The organism is Plastoroseomonas hellenica (assembly GCF_018129085.1).
Taxonomy (GTDB): domain Bacteria; phylum Pseudomonadota; class Alphaproteobacteria; order Acetobacterales; family Acetobacteraceae; genus Plastoroseomonas; species Plastoroseomonas hellenica.
In genome coordinates, this window is the sequence record NZ_JAAGBB010000038.1 from 24,787 (window position 1) to 44,809 (window position 20,023).

General features: G+C 69.8%; 20 protein-coding genes. 17 read left to right on the forward strand and 3 right to left on the reverse strand.

Annotated elements, in window-relative coordinates; all coding sequences use genetic code 11:
• Positions 1-3 precede the first annotated feature (3 nt).
• The 8 genes from GXW71_RS24910 to GXW71_RS24945 all read left to right on the forward strand — a co-directional run bounded on the left by GXW71_RS24910 (position 4) and on the right by GXW71_RS24945 (position 8,419).
• Entirely contained in the window at positions 4-1,056 is a 1,053-nt protein-coding gene (locus tag GXW71_RS24910; RefSeq protein ID WP_211855400.1) for an ornithine cyclodeaminase, read from the forward strand.
• 172 nt (positions 1,057-1,228) lie between these two features.
• A complete protein-coding gene (locus GXW71_RS24915) occupies positions 1,229-2,536 on the forward strand; it encodes an LLM class flavin-dependent oxidoreductase (protein WP_367617368.1) in 1,308 nt (435 codons plus the stop codon).
• A gap of 114 nt (positions 2,537-2,650) precedes the next feature.
• The gene (locus GXW71_RS24920) at positions 2,651-3,712 is read left to right on the forward strand and encodes an ABC transporter substrate-binding protein (RefSeq protein WP_211855402.1); all 1,062 of its coding nucleotides are present in this window, start codon (positions 2,651-2,653) and stop codon (positions 3,710-3,712) included.
• A 97-nt stretch (positions 3,713-3,809) separates the two neighbouring features.
• Positions 3,810-5,147, forward strand: a complete 1,338-nt coding sequence (locus GXW71_RS24925) for an LLM class flavin-dependent oxidoreductase (protein WP_246526869.1) — start codon at positions 3,810-3,812, stop codon at positions 5,145-5,147.
• 61 nt (positions 5,148-5,208) lie between these two features.
• Positions 5,209-6,189 carry a serine hydrolase gene (locus GXW71_RS24930; RefSeq protein ID WP_211855404.1) on the forward strand — a complete coding sequence of 327 codons (981 nt, stop codon included), beginning with the start codon at positions 5,209-5,211 and terminating at the stop codon, positions 6,187-6,189.
• Positions 6,190-6,276: 87 nt separating this feature from the next.
• The gene (locus tag GXW71_RS24935; protein WP_211855405.1) at positions 6,277-7,179 is read left to right on the forward strand and encodes an arginase family protein; all 903 of its coding nucleotides are present in this window, start codon (positions 6,277-6,279) and stop codon (positions 7,177-7,179) included.
• A 131-nt stretch (positions 7,180-7,310) separates the two neighbouring features.
• Positions 7,311-8,108: a hypothetical protein gene (locus GXW71_RS24940; protein ID WP_211855406.1), complete on the forward strand. Its 798-nt coding sequence runs from the start codon at positions 7,311-7,313 to the stop codon at positions 8,106-8,108.
• Complete coding sequence (locus GXW71_RS24945) at positions 8,063-8,419, forward strand: restriction endonuclease subunit S domain-containing protein (protein ID WP_211855407.1); 357 nt, start codon at positions 8,063-8,065, stop codon at positions 8,417-8,419. Before GXW71_RS24940 ends, GXW71_RS24945 begins: the two co-directional genes overlap by 46 nt.
• Before the next feature lie 24 nt (positions 8,420-8,443).
• Here the strand turns inward: GXW71_RS24945 and GXW71_RS24950 are convergent, their stop codons facing one another.
• Positions 8,444-9,061 carry a CGNR zinc finger domain-containing protein gene (locus GXW71_RS24950; RefSeq protein ID WP_211855408.1) on the reverse strand — a complete coding sequence of 206 codons (618 nt, stop codon included), beginning with the start codon at positions 9,059-9,061 and terminating at the stop codon, positions 8,444-8,446.
• Between the two features lie 56 nt (positions 9,062-9,117).
• On the opposite strand from GXW71_RS24950, the gene GXW71_RS24955 reads away from it, so the two are divergent.
• From GXW71_RS24955 to GXW71_RS24975, 5 genes are read left to right on the forward strand one after another with little or no spacing between them, the layout of a single operon-like run.
• Complete coding sequence (locus tag GXW71_RS24955) at positions 9,118-10,014, forward strand: alpha/beta fold hydrolase (protein ID WP_211855409.1); 897 nt, start codon at positions 9,118-9,120, stop codon at positions 10,012-10,014.
• A 37-nt stretch (positions 10,015-10,051) separates the two neighbouring features.
• On the forward strand, positions 10,052-10,378 hold the full coding sequence (locus GXW71_RS24960; RefSeq protein WP_211855410.1) for a hypothetical protein: 327 nt from the start codon (positions 10,052-10,054) through the stop codon (positions 10,376-10,378).
• Positions 10,379-10,385: 7 nt separating this feature from the next.
• Positions 10,386-11,348: a DMT family transporter gene (locus tag GXW71_RS24965; RefSeq protein ID WP_211855411.1), complete on the forward strand. Its 963-nt coding sequence runs from the start codon at positions 10,386-10,388 to the stop codon at positions 11,346-11,348.
• Positions 11,338-12,246, forward strand: a complete 909-nt coding sequence (locus tag GXW71_RS24970; RefSeq protein WP_211855412.1) for a DnaJ C-terminal domain-containing protein — start codon at positions 11,338-11,340, stop codon at positions 12,244-12,246. The genes GXW71_RS24965 and GXW71_RS24970 overlap by 11 nt, the downstream gene beginning before the upstream one ends.
• Positions 12,243-12,527: a MerR family transcriptional regulator gene (locus tag GXW71_RS24975; protein ID WP_211855413.1), complete on the forward strand. Its 285-nt coding sequence runs from the start codon at positions 12,243-12,245 to the stop codon at positions 12,525-12,527. Before GXW71_RS24970 ends, GXW71_RS24975 begins: the two co-directional genes overlap by 4 nt.
• Positions 12,528-12,537: 10 nt before the next feature.
• Here GXW71_RS24975 and GXW71_RS24980 read toward each other — a convergent pair whose 3' ends face one another.
• Complete coding sequence (locus GXW71_RS24980) at positions 12,538-13,545, reverse strand: Bug family tripartite tricarboxylate transporter substrate binding protein (protein ID WP_211855414.1); 1,008 nt, start codon at positions 13,543-13,545, stop codon at positions 12,538-12,540.
• A 205-nt stretch (positions 13,546-13,750) separates the two neighbouring features.
• On the opposite strand from GXW71_RS24980, the gene GXW71_RS24985 reads away from it, so the two are divergent.
• A complete protein-coding gene (locus GXW71_RS24985; RefSeq protein ID WP_211855415.1) occupies positions 13,751-15,697 on the forward strand; it encodes an elongation factor G in 1,947 nt (648 codons plus the stop codon).
• Positions 15,698-15,709: 12 nt separating this feature from the next.
• On the opposite strand, the gene GXW71_RS24990 is transcribed toward GXW71_RS24985, so the two are convergent.
• Positions 15,710-16,621 carry a LysR family transcriptional regulator gene (locus GXW71_RS24990; RefSeq protein ID WP_211855416.1) on the reverse strand — a complete coding sequence of 304 codons (912 nt, stop codon included), beginning with the start codon at positions 16,619-16,621 and terminating at the stop codon, positions 15,710-15,712.
• A 97-nt stretch (positions 16,622-16,718) separates the two neighbouring features.
• Here GXW71_RS24990 and GXW71_RS24995 point away from each other — a divergent pair, with 97 nt between their 5' ends.
• The 3 genes from GXW71_RS24995 to GXW71_RS25005 are packed head-to-tail and all read left to right on the forward strand — an operon-like array spanning position 16,719 to position 19,988.
• Complete coding sequence (locus GXW71_RS24995; RefSeq protein ID WP_211855417.1) at positions 16,719-17,171, forward strand: (2Fe-2S)-binding protein; 453 nt, start codon at positions 16,719-16,721, stop codon at positions 17,169-17,171.
• Between the two features lie 2 nt (positions 17,172-17,173).
• Positions 17,174-19,384 (forward strand): xanthine dehydrogenase family protein molybdopterin-binding subunit, encoded by a 2,211-nt coding sequence (locus GXW71_RS25000; RefSeq protein WP_211855418.1) that lies wholly within the window; start codon positions 17,174-17,176, stop codon positions 19,382-19,384.
• A gap of 25 nt (positions 19,385-19,409) precedes the next feature.
• Positions 19,410-19,988 carry a dioxygenase family protein gene (locus GXW71_RS25005; protein ID WP_211855419.1) on the forward strand — a complete coding sequence of 193 codons (579 nt, stop codon included), beginning with the start codon at positions 19,410-19,412 and terminating at the stop codon, positions 19,986-19,988.
• The last annotated feature ends 35 nt before the right edge of the window (positions 19,989-20,023 follow it).

The following is a 20,023-nucleotide window of genomic DNA, read 5'->3' on the forward strand; positions in this document are numbered from 1 at the left end:
ATCATGTCCGCCCGGCTCAACATCGTCCCCTTCATCAGCGTCGATCACATGATGAAGCTGGTGCTGGCGATCGGCGTGGACCGCGTCCTGACCGACCTCGCTGCCTATATCGAGGAAGACTTCCGCCGCTGGGACAGCTTTGACAAGACGCCGCGCGTGGCGTCCCACAGCGAGGCCGGCGTGATCGAGCTGATGCCGACCAGCGACGGCAGGCTCTACGGCTTCAAATACGTCAACGGCCATCCCCGCAACACGCGCCAGGGCCTGCAGACCGTGACGGCCTTCGGCGTGCTCGCCGATGTCGGCAGCGGCTACCCGATGCTGCTGACGGAGATGACGATCCTGACCGCGCTCCGCACCGCCGCCACCTCCGCGCTCGCAGCGCAATACCTGGCGCCGAAGGGCGCGCGGACCATGGCCATCATCGGCAATGGCGCGCAGGCCGAATTCCAGGCCCTCGCCTTCAAGGCGCTGCTCGGCGTCGACCGGCTCCGGCTGTTTGACATCGATGCGTCGGCGTCGCGCAAATGCCTGCGCAACCTCGCCGGCCTCGGCTTCGACATCACGGTCTGCGCCAGCGGCCAGGAAGCGGTGGAGGGTGCCGACATCATCACCACCGTCACCGCCGACAAGCAGAACGCCACCATCCTGACCGACAACATGGTCGGGACGGGGATCCACATCAACGCCGTCGGCGGCGACTGCCCCGGCAAGACGGAGCTGCACCGGGACATCCTGCTGCGATCGGACATCTTCGCGGAATACACGCCGCAGACCCGCATCGAAGGCGAGATCCAGCAGCTCCCGCCCGATCACCCCGTGACGGAGCTCTGGCAGGTCATCACGGGACAGGCGCCGGGACGCTCCAGCGCAAGCCAGGTCACGCTCTTCGATTCCGTCGGCTTCGCGATCGAGGATTTCTCCGCGCTGCGCTACATCAGGGACAAGCTGCCGGCGACCGGCTTCTTCGAGGAGCTGGATCTCCTGGCCGATCCGGACGAGCCGCGCGACCTCTTTGGCATGCTGCTGCGGGCAAAGGCGGCAGCCGCGGCCTGAGCGGCCCGGCCGCGGCGCCGGAGCGCGGATGCTTGCATCCCCCCGGCACCGCGCTTCATAGTGCCGCCAGGCGGAAACTCAGCGATGACACGGCCCCTCGAGAAGAGTGGGGCGTCTGCATGATGCGTTCGATCCGGCCCGAATGCGTCCCCGGCTTGCGGGGCGGCATCGCGTGAGCGTCCAGCGGCGGATGCACCTGGTCGCCTATCTCAAGACCGGCCCGACCGCCAATCATCCGGGCGCCTGGCGTCATCCGGAAGCCGATCTGCACGATATCTTCGATCCCGCGCGTTACGAGCACATCGCGCGCGTGCTGGAAGCCGCCTGCTTCGATGCCTGCTTCTATGCCGACACCTTCGGCCTGCCCGATATCCACGGCGGCAATTTCGACGCCTATCTGCGCTATGGCGGGCAGATCAGCTACCTGGACCCGCTGATGATCCTGCCGGTAATGGCGCGCGTGACTGATCATCTCGGCCTCGGCGCCACACTCTCCACCACCTTCTTCCCGCCCTACTACCTGGCGCGCACCCTCGCCTCGCTGGACCTGCTGACCAAGGGCCGCGCGGCGTGGAACGTGGTGACCTCGGCCACCAATCTGGAAGCGCGCAATTTCGGCCTCGACGGCATCCCGCCCAAGGATCGCCGCTACGACCATGCGGAGGAGGTGCTGGAAGCCTGCGACGCGCTGTGGAATTGCTGGCAGGACGGCGCCTTCGTGATGGATCGCGAGAGCGGGGTGTTCATCGATCCCGCCAAGGTGCGCTACGCCAATTTCGAAGGGCCCACGCTGACCACGCGCGGGCCGCTGACGATGCCGCGCACGCCGCAGGTACGGCCGGTGCTGCTGCAAGCCGGCGCTTCCGACCGCGGCCGGGAATTCGCCGCGCGCTGGGCGGAGATGATCTTCTGCACGCCGCACAGCAAGGCCGACACCATCGCCTTCCATGACGACATCAAGGGCCGGATGGCGAAGTACGGCCGCGCGCCGGACCAATGCAAGGTGCTGCCCTCCTTCGCGATGGTGGTGGGCGAGACGGAGAGCATCGCGCAGGAGAAGTACGCATACCTCCAGTCGCTGATCGACCCGGAGGCGCAGCGCATGCTGAATTCCAGCCTGATCGGCGCCGACCTGACCAGGCACCAGACCGCGGAGGCGGTGGCGGCAGCGCAGGGCAACCAGGGCATCTCCGGCTCGCATGACCGGCTGCTGCAGCAGGTGGCGCAGGATGGCATCAGCTTCGCGCAGGCGGCCAGCAAGCCGCGCGGCCTGCTGGTGGGCACCGGCAAGAGCATAGCCGACCAGTTGGAGGATTACTTCACCGCCGGCGCCTGCGACGGCTTCATCATCTGGCCCACCATCTTCCCGAAGATGTTCGAGGATTTCTGCCGGATCGTGGTGCCGGAGCTGCAGCGCCGCGGGTTGTTCCGCACCGAATACAGGGCCGACACGCTGCGCGGGAACCTCGCCGCACCATGACGGCCGCCCGCGCGTTTCGGCGCGGCCTGAGCAGACTGCACCGGCGCCGCGCATAGCGGGCCGCAACAATCATCACCAGGGAGACAGCGCAGCACCCAGACGACGGAGAGGATGATGTCGAAGCCCTGGCCGACGCGCCGCCTGCTGCTGGCCGCTTCCGGTGCCACCCTGGCAGCGCCCCGGATCCGCAATGCCCAAGCACAGGCGGGCGAGGTGATCATCCGCACCCCCGGCGGCGTCTACGAAGACGTCATGCGGAAATACGTCTACGACCCCTTCACGCAGGAGACCGGCATCCGCGTGACCGCCGTCGCCTCCACCGCGGCGCGCCTGCTGGCCATGTTCCGCGCCAACAATGTCGAGATCGACCTCATCGATGCCGGCGACAACGTGCTGGAGCAGCTCCGGCGCCAGGGAGCGCTGGCGCCGCTCGCCTACGACAAATGGCGCTGGACCAGGCCCGAGGACATCGCCGCGGAGCTGCGCCTGCCCACCCGCGCCTCCAACATGCTCTACGCCTCGGTGCTCGCCTATGGGACGGAAGCCTTCCCGAATGGCGCGCATCCGAAGGGCTGGGCGGATTTCTGGGACGTGCCGCGCTTTCCCGGGATGCGCATGCTGGCCGATATGGCCACCGGCAACCCCAATCTCGAATTCGCGCTGCTGGCCGATGGCGTGGCGATGGACAGGCTCTACCCGCTGGATGTCGAACGCGCCTTCCGCGTGATGGGAAGGCTGCGGCCGCACATCCGCAAATTCTGGGACACCGGCGCGCTCTCCGCCCAGATGATGGCGGACAGGGAAGTGGTGCTCGGCTCGGTCTGGAATGGGCGGGTGCAGGTGCTGATCGACCGCGGCGCGCCGCTCGGCATCGAGTGGAACCAGAACATGATCGAGGTGCAGGCGGTCGGCATCTTCAGGGATGCCCGCAATGCCGAGAACGGGCAGAAGCTGATCGACTACATGCTGCAGCCCGAGGTGCAGGCGAGTTACTGCCGCGACCTCACTTACGGCCCGACCAATGCCAGGGTCTTCGGCATGCTGGCGCCGGAGCAGCTTGCGCGGATGCCGGGCAGCCCGGCCTTCCGCCCCATCGGCTTCTTCAAGGACATCGGCTGGTGGGAGGATAACCGCACCCTGGTGAACCGCACCTGGTCGCGCTGGATCCTGGGGTGATGCGGAGCGTAGCCTTGGCATCGGTGGCCATCGTGCCGGCACGAACTCCCTTCTGTTCCTCTCTCAAGCCAGTGGGCGCTTCGTCATGATGAATCTGATGACCAGCCTGATCGGCCTCGGCAGTCACCTCGCGGGATGGCGCCATCCGGATGCGTGGTCGCACACCAGCATGAATCTGGATCACGCCATCCAGATCGCGAAGCTGGCAGAACGCGGCAAGTTCGACCTGCTCTTCCTCGCCGACGGCAATGCGGTGCGGCAGATGGACAAGCCGGAACTCTTCGCCGCCAACAGCCGCTCCGACCGGCCGGCGGTGTTCGAGCCGCTGACCCTGCTGGCGGCGCTCTCGCAGCACACCAGCCATATCGGCCTCTTCGCCACGGCCACCACCACCTATGACGAGCCCTATCTGCTGGCGCGGCGCTTCGCCTCGCTCGATCATCTCAGCAAGGGGCGCGCCTGCTGGAACATCGTCACCGGATCCTATGCCGGGGATTCCGTGAATTTCGGCCGCGCCGAGCATGTGCCGCGCGGCGAGCGCTATGCGCGGGCCCGGGAATTCGTCCAGGTCTGCATGGGGCTCTGGGACAGTTGGGCCGAGGATGCCTTCATCGAGGACAAGGCGACGGGCCGCTATCTCGATCCCGGCAAGGTTCAGCGGCTGGACCATGAAGGGCGGTTCTTCTCGGTGCAGGGGCCGCTCAATGTCGCGCGGCCGCCGCAAGGCTATCCGCTGCTGTTCACCGCCGGCCAATCCGAGGAAGGGCGCGAGATGGCCGCCGAGCTCGCCGAAGGCCTGTTCTCCGTCTGCACGACGAAAGAGGAGGCGCAGGAATTCTACGCCGACATCAAGTCCCGCATGGCGAAGTATGGCCGCGCGCCGGACGCGCTCCGCATCCTGCCCGGCTGCACCATCTATGTCGGCCGCAGCGAGGCCGAAGCGGAGGAGCTTTATGAGGAGCTGCAGACGCTAATCGTGCCGAGCCTCGGCGTCGCCTATCTCTCGAAATTCTGCGAGGCGGATCTCTCCGGCTATCCCTTGGACGGGCCCTTGCCCGACCTTTCCGCCGAGGTCGCGGGCGTCGCCAGCTACCGCCAGGCCATCGCCGAGATGGCGCGGCGCGACAAGCTGACGATCCGGCAGACCTATCAGCGCGTCGTGCCGTCCCTGGGCCACGTCCTGTTCAAGGGCAACTCGATCCAGATCGCCGACCAGATGGAGGATTGGTATCGCGGCAAGGCCTGCGACGGCTTCAACATCGACATGCCCGTATTGCCCCGCTGCCTCGGGGATTTCGTCGATCTCGTGGTGCCGGAGCTGCAGCGGCGCGGGTTGTTCCGCACCGAATATGCCGGCGGCACGCTGCGAGAGACCATGGGCCTGGCCCGCCCGGCACGCCGGATCCGCGCGCGGCCCGATCTCGCCGCCGAGTGATCGTCACACCCTCGGCGCGCAGCACCTTCTGCTACCATGGCGGAAAGAAGGGGAGGCAGCCATGGCAGGCAGGCGTCTGATGCTCTTCACCGCCGCGGCACTCGCCGCCGGGACGCGCCGCGGCGCGGCGCAGGTCGCGGAGGGCGCGCCGCCGGGGCTGGAGGAGGCGCATCGCCGCCTCGCGGCCCTGCCCGACACCATCAGCTACCTGTTGCAGGTGGATGACCCGCGCGGCGCCTGGGGCGGCGGCATCGCGCCCGGACGCCCGCTCTTTGTCGGCAGCGCCTTCAAGACCTTCGTGCTCGCCGCCTATCTGCGCGGGGTGGAAGCCGGGCGGCTCTCGCTCGATGAGCAGCTCGCCATCGATGACAGCGTCCGGTCCCTGAGCAGCCCGGTCTCCCACCACCTCACCGGCACCATGCCGGCACGCTCCGTGCTGGAAGCGATGATCGCGCATAGCGACAACACCGCGACGGATGCCGCGATGCGCAAGGTGGGCGCCGCCACGGTGCGCGCCTTGGTCGAGGAGGCCGGGCTGCGGCAGACGCGGATCCCGACCTCCACGCGCCGCCTCTTCTCCTGGCTGGCCGGCGCGCCCGCCGGCACCGATCTCGACTGGGCCGGGATGCAGGCGATGGTGGCCGGCCGCACGCCGATCACGCCGCGCCCTGCGGTCAATGACGGGGAGAGCATCCTGAGTTCCGCCGCCGACCTCGTCGCCTGGTATCGCCCGGCGTTGTCGGGCGGCTTCTTCACGCGGCCGGAGACGCTGACGGAGTTCAAGCGCATCCAGGCCATGGCCGATGCCATGTCGATGATCGCGCCGGCCGATACCGCCGCCTATGGCAAGGGCGGCAGCATCGAATGGGATGGCTTCAACTGCCTTTGCGCGGCCGGCCAGATCGTGGTGCGCGGCGTGCCCGCCACCTTCTGCTTCACCCGGAACTGGAACGGCCCGCCGGAGAGCGTGGCGCCGGCGACGGCCGCGCTGCTGGTCGCCTGTCGAGGGATGCTGGAGGCAGTGCGCCAGCGAATCGGATAACCCGCACCGCGACGGATCGTGATCGCGGGCAGTGTCCGCGGCCGCGCCGACTCCCCCACATCCAGGCGCAGCAGGGAGGGATCCGCCATGGCCGCCACGCGCCGCTACGCGATCATCGAAGCGCCTTCGATCCTTGGGCTGAAGCCGAACGGCGTGGAAGGGCTGCCGGCCGTGCTGCTGGGGCATGGCCTGGCGGAAGGGATCACGGCCCGCCATGCGGCGCGGCTCGATGTGCCGCCCTATGATCCCCAGCGGGATGCCGGGACCCTCACGCTGAACGCGCAGGCGATCGCGGCCTGGTCGCCGAAGCTCGCGGATGCGGTCGGGCAGGTGATCGATGCCGGGGAATTTCCGGTGGTGCTCGGGGGCGATTGCTCCATCCTGCTCGGCAATGCCCTCGCGCTCCGCCGGCGCGGCCGCTACGGGCTGCTCTTCATCGATGGGCACGCGGATTTCTACCAGCCGGAGGTGAACCCGAACGGGGAAGCCGCCTCCATGGACCTCGCCTTCGCGACCGGCCACGGCCCCGCGCTGCTGACCGACATCGAAGGCCGGCGCCCGCTGGTGCGCGGGGAGGATGTGGTCGCCTTCGCCTTCCGGGACGAAGCGGAGCAGGCGGAATATGGCAGCCAGCCCCTGGCGCCGGAAATCCTCGCCTTCGACCTGGCCGCGGTGCGGCGGCTCGGCGTGGAAGAAGCAGCGCAACGGGCGGTGCGGCACCTGGCGCGGCCCGAGCTCGACGGCTTCTTCATCCATTGCGACGCCGACAGCCTGGATGATGCGATCATGCCCGCGGTCGAATACCGCCTGCCGGATGGGCTGAGCTGGGAAGAGCTGCGCCGGGTGCTGGAGATCGCGATCGGCACCGGCCGCGCCGCGGGGCTGGAGGTCACGGTCTACAATCCGCGGCTCGATCCCGATGGCGCGGCCGGGCGCGGCCTCACCCGTACGCTGATCGCCGCACTCGGCACCGCGGCGCCAGGCAGCTAGCAACGGCCGGGCACCCCGATCTCATCTGGCCTCCACCGATCGGAGGAGGCGGAAGCGCCGGCCACGCGCCCAGGATCGCCGGGGGGCGGCAGAGCCGGTCATCGGGCGGGCCCGCCAGGCGAGGCTGCGACATGACCGAGGCAAGTCTGGCGTCGCTCGAGTTCCAGCGGCGCATGCGGAACGACCCGCCCAAGACGGATCAGCTCCGCCTGGGGCAGGCCTTCGGCCTGATCCGGGGCGTCCCCCTCATGCGCCTGCTGACCGAATACCCGCAGATCGGCCGCGTGCTGCTGGGGGAGCTCGGCATCAACAAGCCCAATGCGGAGAGCCGCCCCCGCGCGGATGGCAGCGCCTATATCCTGGTCTGGACCGGCCTGCTGGATTTCCTCGAAGCGGTGACGCGCGCGGCGATGACCGGCGCCAACGTGACCGTGACGGGGCAGGAGACCGTCCCCGCCGCGCAGCCGCCCCAGGCCGTCGATGCCGCGCTGGACGCGGTCTACCGGCAATGGGACGCGCAGTGGCAGGGCAAGGCGCTCGTCACCGCGCCCCAGCCGCTTCCGCCGGAGGCCGAGGACATCGCCCGGTGGCTGATGAAGATGACGACGTTCTTCGTCATCCTGCACGAATGTGCGCATGCGATGCTGCACGCCGAGGTCGAGCCCGAGGACCGCACGCCGGCGCAAGAGCTGGAGGCGGATGCCTGGGCCCTGCGCCAGGCGCTGCTCGGCTTCGGCCTTCCCGCGAACCGCTCGCGCAGCGTGCTGATCGGCGCCGTCATCATGATCCGCGCGCTCGCGGCGCTGGAGATCATGAAATACAAGCTGCCGGGCAGAAGGGCTTCGATCCCGGCGGCATGCCGCCGGAGCAGGTCCGCCTCGGCATGGTCCACATCGCCTATGATTATGCCTATGCCGAGAAGCTGCTGATGACGGTGGAGGACAGGACCGGCGGGAAGTTCGCGCTGCAGGCCCTGAAGCTCGACGGCTTCATCGATCTCGGGGGCAAGGCGCAGTTCGAGGTGGTCAGCAAGACCACCCTCTCCTTCAACGGCAGCCGCCAGTCGGCCGCGGCTTTCGCCTGCAAGATCGGCCAGGTGCAGCGCCAGAAGGGCGCCTGGCGCTTCGACGCGAAGGAAGTGCTCGGCCATGGCTTCACCGACCATGAGGCCGAGGCGCCGCCCTATCTGCTGCGGAAGGGCGCAGTGCTGATCGTCGAAGATGGCGGCGGCCCGGACTGACCATCCGCCATCGCCCCGCGAGCCTTACGACCCGCCATCGGCGCGGAGGGTCGCCTGCCGGTGGCGGTGGACTTTCGCGCGGTTGCCGCAGCTCGCCATGTCGCACCAGCGGCGGGAGCGATTCTTCGTCGTGTCGAGGAAGAGCCAGCGGCAGTCATCGGGCGGGCATTGCTTCAGCCGGCCCGCCAGGTCCTGGCGGAACAGGTCGAGCGCCGCCCAGGCGAGCGGCCCGATCACCGCCGCCCGCGGCTCCGCTTCCGCGAAGCTGAGCCGCAGCGGCTCGGGCACGGCAGGCTCCAGCACCGCGCCCGCCAGAGCGTTTCGCAGCATCGCGACCAGCGCCGCGCGCGGTGCTTCCGGTGGGACGGTGCCATCCGCGATGGCGCCGCCGATCGCGTACACGATGCCGCGAAGCCGGCGCAGGTCGGTGAGGATGCGGTCCCGCAGCGCCGGCGCCGCGCGGCAGGCGTCGGCGACGCGCCGCGCGGCCCGGGGTGCCAGAATCCCGGCTTCCCGGCACCAGGCCATCGCGTCCTCGAACCGCGCCAGGTGGTCGATCTCCGCCGGCGAATCCCGCCAACTGATCGTGTTCGCGAGGTCCAGCGCGACATGGCCGCTGATTCGATGAAGGCTGAAACTCATACCACTCAAAACCGTTTAGGCGGTTACATGGTTTCATAGCCGCCGGGACTCCCGCGATGCAAGTCACAGAGCGCCAGCAGGTTGCTGCCATCCGCCACGGCTGGGCCGAGGTCGATGGTCTCCGCCTCTTCTACCGCGAAGCCGGGCCGCCGGATGCGCCGGTGCTGCTGCTGCCGCATGGCTATCCCTGCTCCTCCTTCCAGTTCCGGAATCTGATGCCGGCGCTGGCGGATCGCTGGCGAACCATCGCGCCGGATTTCCCAGGCTTCGGCTACAGCGACACGCCGGCCATGGAGCGGTTCGGCTATGACTTCGATGCCTTCGCGGCGGTGCTGGATCGCTTCGCCGGGGCGCTGCACCTGGACCGCTATGCGCTCTGGCTGCACGATTACGGATCCCAGATCGGGCTGCGCCACGCGATCGCCCGGCCGGAGCGGATCGCCGGGCTGATCATCCAGAACGGCGACATCTACGAGGACGCGCTCGGCCCGAAATACGCGGCGATCCGCGCCTATTGGCAGGACCCGACGCCGGCGCGCCGCGCGGTGCTGGAAGCGGCGGTGAGCGAGGACGGCTTCCGCCACGAATTCATCGGCGAAGTGTCGGAGGCGGTGGCCGCGCGCATCCCGCCCGATCTCTGGAAGCTGCACTGGCCGTTGATGGACACGCCGGTCCGCCGCGCCGTATCGGTGCGGCTGATGGAAGGCCTGCAGGCCAATCTCGGCTGGTTCCCGCGCTACCAGGAGTACCTGCGGCAGCATCGGCCGCCGGCCCTGATCCTCTGGGGGCCGCAGGACGGCTACATGCCGGAGCCCGCCGCCCGCGCCTATCTGCGGGACCTGCCGGACGCGACGCTGCACATGCTCGAGGATGCCGGGCATTGGCTGCTGGAATCGCATCTCGAAGCCGCCATCCCGCCGATCCGCGACTTCCTGGACCGCGCGTTCCGCTGACCCGCGCGCCATCGCAACGCCACCAAGGAGAGGAAGCATGGCCCAGAAACCCACCATCGCGCGCATCTGGCGCGGCCGCACCCGACGCGAGGTCGCCGATGCCTACGAGCCCTATATCCGGCGCGAAGGCATCCCGCCGCTCGAGAAGACCGCGCTCGCCGTGCAGCTCTTTCGCGAGGACCGGGAGACGGAGAGCGAATTCGTCACCATCTCCTACTGGCCGAGCATCGAAGCGATGTCGGCCTTCACCGGCGGGGATCCGAACAAGGTCCATCACCTGCCGCGCGATGCCGAGTTCCTGATCGAGCTGCCGGAGCGGATCGCGGTGATGCGCATCCTGGTGGACGAAAGCCCGCGCGGCTGATCCCGCCATGAGCAATCTCGCGCTCTTCGGCCTGATGTCGCTGATCTGGGGCGCGACCTGGGCCGCGGTGAAGATCGGGCTCGACGGCGTGCCGCCGCTGACCTTGGCCGCGGCACGCTTCCTCCTGGTCGGCGCGCTCCTGGCGGCCGCCGCCGGCGGCGCGGCGCGCCTCGCCTTCGGCCCGCGCTGGCCGCGCGTGCTGGCCTCCGGCACGCTGATCAACACGGCGACCTATGGGCTGCTGTTCTGGGGCATGCAGAGCGTGCCATCGGGCCTGTCGGGCATGATCAACCTGTCGCTGATCCCGGTGCTGCTCTTTCTGCTGGCTGTCATGATGGGGGAGGAGCGGATCGGCTGGCGGCATGGCGGTGCCCTGCTGCTCGGCCTCGCGGGCCTCGCCACGCTGTTTGCGCCGCGGCTCGCGTCCCAGGGCCAGGCGGAGCTCCTCGGCATCGCCGCGATCATCGCCGGCACCGTCACTTACTGCCTCGGGAGCCTGGCCGCGAAGCCGCTGCTGCGGGAGGAGGCGCCGCTCGCGGTCGCCGGCGCCCAGGCGATCGCCAGCGCGGCCCTGCTGATCCCGCTCGCCTGGATCATCGAGGGCATCGACGGCGCCAGACTGGCGGCCCTCGCCCAGCCGGCGGCGCTCGGCAGCCTCGCCTATCTGGTCCTCGCGGGATCGATCCTTGCCTACACGATCTATCTGCGCCTGATGCGCGACTGGGGCATGAGCAGGGCCGGCCTTTACGCCTTCGTCTCCCCGGTGGTGGCGCTGGTCATCGGCCGGATCGCGTTCGGAGAGAAGGTCGGCGCCGTGGAGATCGCCGGCACGATCCTGCTGCTCTGCGCCGCGGGCCTCTCCCTCGGGGGCAAGGTGGCAACGCACGGCACCCCGCGCGCCGGCGTGCTACAGGACTTGCGAGGGCCGGTGCAGGTCCCGGACGGCAGAGGGTGGTCGAATGGCCGATGATCCCTACAAGGTTCTGGGCGTCGCGCGCGATGCGACGCCGGAGGCCATCAAGCAGGCCTACCGCAAGCTCGCGCGCCAGCATCACCCCGACCTCAATCCCGGCAAGCCGGAGGCGGAAGCGCGGTTCAAGGCGGCCTCCGCGGCGCATGACCTGCTCTCCGATCCGGAGCGGCGGGCGCGCTTCGACCGCGGCGAGATCGACGCCGAAGGGCAGGAGCAGCGCCCCGCCGGCGGCTACCGCCACTATGCCGAGGAGGAGGCGGGCGAACGCTATCGCGCGCATGCGGATGCCGATGCCTTCGCGGACATCTTCGCCGATATCTTCGAGGCGCGGCGCCGTGCGGAATCCGCGCCGCGGCGCGGCCATGACGAGGCCTATCGCCTGGGGGTGCCCTTCCTCTCGGCGGTGCTGGGTGCCACGGAGCATCTGACCCTGCCCGATGGGCGGAGTCTGAGCGTCAAGATCCCGCCCGGCGTCGTCAGCGGGCAGGTGCTGCGGCTGCGCGGCCAGGGCGGCCCCGGCCGCAATGGCGGGCCGGACGGCGATGCGCTGATCGAGCTGGAGGTGGCGGCGCATCCGCTGTTTCGGCGCGAGGGGGCGGATATCCACCTGGACCTGCCGGTGACGCTGAAGGAAGCGGTGCTCGGCGCCAGCGTCGAGGTGCCGACGCCGGCCGGCCCGGTGCGGATGAAGCTGCCGCCGCGCAGCGACACGGGCCGCCAGCTCCGCCTGCGCGGCCGCGGCGTCGCCGCGCATGGCGACACGCCGGCCGGCGACCTGCTGCTGACGCTCCGCGTCGTCATCGGTGAGGCCGATGCGGCGCTCGAGGCGTTTCTGCAGGGCTGGACGCCCGAGCATCCCGTTGATCCCCGCGCCGGGCTGGAGGCATCGGCATGATCACTTTCGAGATCCTCTGCGCGCGCTTCACCACGCTGCAGCCCGACGACCTCCGGCGCTGGATCACGGAGGGCTATGTCCGCCCCGCGGCCACGGAGAGAGATCTGCAGTTCCAGGAGATCGACGTCGAGCGCGTGCGGCTGATCCTGGAGCTGCGCGACGAGATGCAGGTGAACGAGGAAGCGCTGCCCCTGGTGCTGTCGCTGCTCGACCAGCTCTATGCGCTGCGCCGGCGGATGAAGCGGCTCGGCATGGCGCTGGACGAGGAGGATGGCGGCTGACGCAGGCGCGTCACTCCACCCGCACATTGGCGGCCTGGATGACCGTCCGCCAGCGCTCCACCTCCGCCCGCAGGAAGGCGCCGGTCTCCGCCGGCGGGCGGCCTTCGACGACGAAGCCGAGATCTTGCATGCGCCGGGTCATCGCCGGGTCCTGCACGATGGTGCGCACCTCCGCCGCGATGCGCTCCAGGACCGGTTCCGGCGTGCGGGTGGGCGCGAGCAGCATGCACCAGGAGCTCGCGGCGAAATCCGTGAGGCCGCTGCCCTCGTTCACGGTCGGCAGCTCCGGCGCGAAGGGGGCGCGCGCCATGGTCGCGATGCCGAGGGGGCGGATGTTGCCGGCCTCGAATTGCGGCTTCAGCGTCGAGTAGGTGTCGAACATCAGCCCGATATTGCCCGCCATCAGGTCCTGGAGCGCCGGCTGGGTGCCCCGGTAGGGCACATGCTCCATGCGCAGGCTGGTGCGGAGCTGCAACATCTCCATGGCGAGATGCGCCGTCGCGCCGATGCCGCTCGACCCGTAATTCACCCGGCCGGGATGGGCGCGGATGTGGTCGATGAATTCGCGCAGCGTGGCGGCGGGCACGTGCTTGCTGCCGGCCAGCACCAGCGGTGCCGAGACCACGAGGCTGAGCGGCGCGAAGCCGTTGAGCGGATCAAAGGGGAGCCGACCGGCCTGCAGCGTCGCATTGGCGGCATGGGCCGGCAGCACCATGACCAGGGTATAGCCGTCCGGCGCGCTGGTCGCGGCGACGCCGGCGCCCAGGATGCTGTTGGCCCCCGGCCGGTTCTCCACCACCACCGGCTGCCCCAACACGCGCGACAGCGGCTCCGCGACCAGGCGCGTCGCGATGTCCGTGGTGCCGCCCGGCGTATAGGGAACGATGATCCGGATCGGCTTGGTCGGATAGTCGGAGGCGCGGGGAGCGCGCCCGCCCGTCCCCAGCCCGATGGCCGCGGACGCGAGAGCGAGGGTGGAACGGCGTGAGAGGGCACCGTGCCGCGCATCGGATGTCATGACGTTTCCCGGATCGTTCTTGTGGTCTGCCGTCCAGTCTATGCGCTTCCCCCTGCCCCACAAGGCGGCCCGCCGGCGATCACGGGGTCGCGGGGCCGGGGCTGGCCCCGCAGCCTTGGCTGGACTGCCCTCCCGCATCCGTTCCAGACTGGCGGCATCCCAGCCGCGCCACGAGAACGCGGCGATATCCAGGAGGCGCGCCTCGATGCCGCAACTCCCACGCAACGAGTCCGGCCGGGCACGATCGCGCTCCTTCGCGCTGATCGGCCCGCAGGGCAGCGGCAAGTCGACGCTGTTCGACGCCCTGCTGGCGGCCACGGCCGATGCCCCGCCCCGACAGACCGCATCGCGCAGCATGGGCACGGAGCTGCGGCTCGGCCATGGCAGCCTGCAAGGGGATGCCTGGGCGATCCTCGATTGCCCGGGCTCCGTCGAGTTCTCCTACGAGGTGGATTGCGCGCTGGCCGTGGTCGACCTGGCGGTGATCGTCTGCAGCCCGGTGCCGGAGCGCGCCGTCAACCTCCGCCCGGTGTTCCGCCGGCTGGAGGAGACGGAGACGCCGGCGCTGATCTTCATCAACAAGCTCGATACCCTCACCGGCGCGGTGCGCGACACGCTCGCCGCGCTGCAGGATCAGACCCGGCGTCGCCTCGCGCTCCGCCAGGTGCCGATCCGGGAGGGCGACAGCGTCGTCGGCTATATCGATCTCGTCAGCCGGCGCGCCTATCGCTATCGCCGCGGCGAACCGTCGGAGCGCATCGCCCTGCCGGAGGCGATGCAGGCCCGCGAGGCGGAGGCGCGCGGCGCGCTGCTCGAAGTCCTGGCGGACCATGACGACGCGTTGCTGGAGAAGGTGGTGGAGGATGTCGCGCTGGAGCCGGCCGACCTCTACCGCCCGCTGCACGAGAGCGAGGCGAGCGGCGCCGTGGTCAGCGTGCTGCTCGGCGCCGCCGAGCACAACAACGGCATCCAGCGGCTCTGGAAGGCACTCCGCCACGACACGCCGGACCATGCCGAGACCGCGGCGCGCCACGGCATCGCGCCGGAGGGTGCGGCACTCGCGCAGGTGTTCCGGACGCAGCATGCGGGGCATGCCGGGCGGCTCTCCTTCGTGCGGCTCTGGCGCGGCACCCTGCACGAGGGCAGCGTGTTGAACGGCCTCCGCTCCGGCGCCATCCGGCATTTCCCCGGCGGCGAGGCGCAGAAGGCGCCGCAGGCGGATGCCGGCGATCTCATCGCCATCGCGCGGCTGGAGGGCGTCAGGACCGGCATGACGCTCGGCGGGCCGACGCTCCCTTTTCCCGCGCCGCCGCCGCCGCTGCACGCGATCACGATCGAGCCGGAGGACCGCAAGGATGAGGTGCGCCTCTCCACCGCGCTGCAGCGGCTGGCAGAGGAGGATCCGGCGCTGACCGTCACCCTGGATCCGGAGAGCGGCACCACCATCCTCGGTGGCCAGGGAGAGATCCATCTGCGCACCGCGCTGGAGCGGCTGGCCGCGGCTTGCGGCGTCAAGCTGCGCACCGCCCGCGCCCCGGTCGCCTTCCGGGAGACGATCCGGCATGCGGTCGTGCAGAACGCCCGGCTGAAGCGCCAGACCGGCGGTCACGGCCAGTTCGCCGATGTGAAGCTGCAGATCGCGCCGAGGCCGCGCGGATCGGGCTTCCATTTCGATGAGAAGGTGGTCGGCGGCGCGGTGCCGAAGCGCTTCATTCCGGCGGTCTCCCAGGCGGCGCAGGAAGCGACGCGCAAGGGGCCGCTCGGCCATCCCGTGGTCGACATCTCCGTGACCCTGCTGGATGGCGGCTTCCATGCCGTCGACAGCAGCGACATGGCCTTCGCGACCGCGACCCGCATGGCGATGCAGGAGGGGCTCGCGAAGGCGGAGCCGGTGTTGCTGGAGCCGGTCGACGACGTGACGGTCAGCGTGCCGACGGAGTTCACGCCCGCGGCCCAGCGCCTGCTGACCGGCCGGCGCGGCCAGATCCTGGGCTTCGCGGCGAAGCCGGGCTGGGAGAACTGGGACGACGTGCAGGCGCTGGTGCCGGCGGCGGAGCTCGCCGACCTCATCCTGGAGCTGCGGTCGCAGACCCAGGGCCTCGGCAGCTATGTGCATCGCTTCGACCACCTGGCGGAGGCGCGCGGCCGCTGAGGATTGCTGCCGTCAGCGGCGGTCCGCGGTCGCGTCCTTCCGGGCTCCGATGAAGTCCAGAAAGGCGCGCATCGCCGGCGGCATCTGACGTCGGCTCGGATAATAGAGGAACCAGCTCGGCAGCAGTGGAGACCAGTCCCGCAATACCCTGACGAGCTCTCCTGTCGCCAGTTCGGCCTGGACATAATCCACCGGCACCCGCGCGAGGCCGACGCCTTCCTTCGCCGCGCGAACCGCCTGGCGGGAGTCGTTCACGGTCAAGCGGCCTTCGGGCACGATGCTCACCGCCCGGCCGTCCTTCTCGAAGCTCCATTCGAAGATGGTGCCGCCCGGGAAGCGATGGCGGATGCGGTTGTGCCCGAGCAGGTCGTCCGGCCCGGCCGGCGTACCGCGCTTCGCCAGGTAGCCTGGCGCCGCCACGACGGCATAGTCGAGCGGCGACCCGAGCGGCATCGCGATCATGTCACGCGCCAGCTCCTCCCCGAAGCGCACGCCGGCATCGAAGCCGCTTTCGACGATGTCCACGAAAGCCGCGTCGGCGATGATCTCCAGTGAGATGTCGGGATATGCCTCCAGGAACGGCGCGATCATGGGTCCCAGGACGAATTCGACCGCCGGCGCGGGGGCATTGATGCGCAGCGAACCAGCCGGGGTCCGGCGGAAGGCATAGGCCGCCTCGACTGCCCCCTCCACCTCGTCCAGCGCGGGCCTGAGCCTGCGCAGCAGCGCCTCCCCCGCTTCGGTCAGCGAGACGCTGCGCGTGGTGCGGTTGAGCAGGCGCACGCCCAGCCGCTCCTCCAGGTTCCGCAACGCCTGGCTGAGGGCGGAGGCGGAGACGCCACGCTCGGTCGCCGCCTTGCGGAAGCTGCGCGCCCGCGCGATCGCGGCGAAGATCTCCAGCTCGCCCAGGCTCACACGCTGCATTGTTAAGCCCACCCGATCAAAGCACGAAGCAGAAGCCATATTATCGCACAATTCGGCTTACGGCACGGTCAATGCAACCGAGCCACAGGAGCCATCAATGGCCAGCCTTACCGTGAACGGACACAGCGTCTCCGTGGATGCGGAACCGCAGACCCCGCTGCTCTGGGTGCTGCGCGAGCATCTCGGCCTGACCGGCACGAAATTCGGCTGCGGCGCCGGACTCTGCGGCGCCTGCACCGTGCATATCGACGGCGAGGCGAGCTTCGCCTGCCAGACGCCGCTCGAGGCAGCGATCGGCAAGGCGATCACCACGATCGAAGGGCTGTCGCCCTCCGGCGAGCATCCGCTGCAACGGGCCTGGATCGCCGAGCAGGCGCCGCAATGCGGCTACTGCCAGTCCGGCCAGATCATGCGCGCGGCAGCGCTGCTCTCCACCAATCCGCATCCGACGCGCGAGGAGATCATCGACGGCATGGCGACCAACCTCTGCCGATGCGGAACCTATCCGCGCATCGTCCGGGCGATCGAGCGCGCAGCGCGGGAGGGCTGAGCATGAACGCGATCACGACCCTGTCCCGCCGCGGGCTCCTGGGCTCGGCGGGCGCGCTCGGCTTCGCCATCCTTGCCGGCGGTGCGCTGAAGGTCTTCCGCGAGGATGCCGTCGCCCAGGAGGGGCGCCCGGCTCCCCTCAATGCCTGGGTCTCCATCACACCGGGCGACGAGGTGGTCATCCGCTTCGGATCGACCGAGATGGGCCAGGGTGTGAGCACTTCGCTGCCCATGATCCTCGCCGAGGAGCTCGACGCCGATTGGTCCAGGGTGCGTGTCGAGCAGGTCGACCAGGGACCGGGCGAGGTCTATGGCAACCCCGTCACCGGCGGGATGCTCTACACCGCCGGCAGTTCCTCGATCGAAGGCTATTTTGCCATCATGCGCCGTGCCGGCGCGGGTGCCCGACGTATCCTCATCCACACGGCCGCCCAAGCCTGGGGCGTGCCGGCAGCAGAGGTGACCTCTGAGCCCGGGGTGATCCTGCATGCGCTGAGCGGCCGCCGGCTGCGCCATGGCGAGGTCGCCGCGCTGCCCCGGATCGTCACCGACGTGCCCGCGATCACCGATGCCGATCTCAAGCCGCGCGCCGCCTGGCGCCTGATCGGCACCGATCCCGGGCGGCTGGACATCCCCGGCAAGACCCGCGGCGAGACCGTCTATTCCATCGATCTGCGCCTGCCCGGCATGGCCTATGCGGCGGAGCTGCTCGCGCCGGTCGAGGGCGAGAGCCCGGCCAGCGTCGCGGACAGTGAGGCAAGGGCGCTGCCGGGCGTCATCGACATCCTGCGGCTGCCGCACGCCGTCGCCGTCATCGCCGAGCGTTGGGAAACGGCGATCGCTGCGCGCGACCTGCTCGCCGTCGAATGGACCGGCACCTCCCCCTTTCGCACGGCCGACAGCGAGGCCGACCTTGCCGCCAGCCAGGCGGCGGCCGCGGATGCCGCGCGGCCGGGCGTCACCTGGGCCAGCCGCGGCGATGCCCCGGCAGCCCTCAGTGCCGCCGGCGCGCGGCGCGTCACGGCCGATTATGCGACGGAGCATACCTACCACGCGCAGATGGAACCGCTCGCGGCGGTCGCGTCCGTCGATGCCGACGGCAAGGGCGCCGAAGTCTGGCTCGGCACCCAGAGCCAGACGGTCTCGATCGCGGCCGCTGCCCAGGCCTTGGAGACCACGCCCGATCGCATCCGCTTCCATGCGATGCAGATGGGCGGTGGCTTCGGGCGCCGCACCGTCTTCGCGCGCGATATCCTGCACGATGCGCTGCTGCTCTCCCGCCATGTCCGGCGCCCGGTGAAGCTGATCTGGACGCGGGAAGACGATGTGAAGAACGGCTGGTTCCGCCCGGCCACCGCGCATCGGCTCGAAGCCGTGCTCGATGCGGAGGGCGCGGTCACGGCGCTTCGCCATCGCGTCGCCAGCCCCTCCATCTTCGCCTTCGCCCTCCCGCAGCGCTGGGAGCGGGCGAATGGCCGCGATCTCCTGGTCATGGAAGGCGCTGAGAGCGCGGAGTATGGCATCCCGAATCTCCTTGCCGAGCATGTCATCATGGAGCGGCGGGCCCGGGTCTCGGCCTGGCGCGGCATCGGCTGGGGACCCAATTGCTTCGCGCGCGAAGGCTTCATCGACGAGCTCGCGGAGGCCGCGGGCAGCGACCCCCTGGCCTTCCGGCGGCGGCTGCTGGCGAACAGCCCGCGCGGCCTCGCCGTCCTCGATGCCGTCGTCCGGATGTCGGATTACGGCCATCCTCCCCCCGGACGTGCGCATGGGCTGTCCTTCGCCGGCTACAAGGCAACGCTCGGCGCCGGCGTCGCGGAGCTGTCCCTCGATCGCGGCACTGGCCAGATCCGGGTGCATCGCTTCTGGGCCGCCGTCGACCCGGGCATCGCGATCCATCCGAGGAACCTGGAGGCGCAGACCGAGGGCGGGATCATCTTCGGTCTTTCCGGCCTGCTGAAGGAGCGGATTTCCATCGCGGCAGGTGAAGTCGAGCAAAGCAACTTCTATGATTACGAGCCGCTGCGACTGAACGAGATTCCGGAGATCGCGGTCCGCATCATCGAATCCGGCGCCGCGCCATCCGGCGCCGGCGAGATCGGGGTGCCCATGACGGGGGCCGCGGTCGCGAACGGGATCTTCGCGCTGACCGGCAAGCGGCTGCGCCGCATGCCCTTCACGCCGGACCGCGTGAAGGTGCTGCTCGACGCGTGATGACATCGCACGGGGGAGCATGCTGATGACAACCCGCCGCAGCCTTCTGACACCGGTCGCCGCGATGCCCGTGCTCCTGCTCGGGGCGCCTGTGGCGTCGGCGCAGCCATTCCGGCTTCCGCTGACGCCGGAATGCAGCGGTAGAGGCGAGCGCACCATCGCCAATGCCGAGGGGCCGTATTTCCGGCCGAATGCGCCGCTGAAGCAGGATTTGGCGGCCGAGGCCGAGGGCGGCGCACGCATCCTGCTCGGCGGCTTCGTGCTCGATGAATCCTGCCGCCCGGTGCCGAACGCGCTGATCGAGATCTGGCATGCCGATGATCGCGGCCGCTATGACCAGCGCGGCTACAGGCTGCGCGGCCACCAATTCTCCGACGCCCGGGGCCTCTGGTGGTTCTCGACGATCATCCCCGCCGCCTATTGGTCCCGCACCCGCCACTATCATTTCAAGGTGCAGCGGCCGAATGATCGTATCCTGACGACGCAGCTCTACTTCCCTGGCGAGCGCCGCAACGCCCAGGACCGCGAATTCGATCCGCGGCTGCAGATGCGCGTCACGACTGCGGAGGGCCAGCCGCTCGGCCGGTTCGACTTCGTCATCTGAATGCAGGCCGGATGACAGCGATCCGGCTTGCTGTA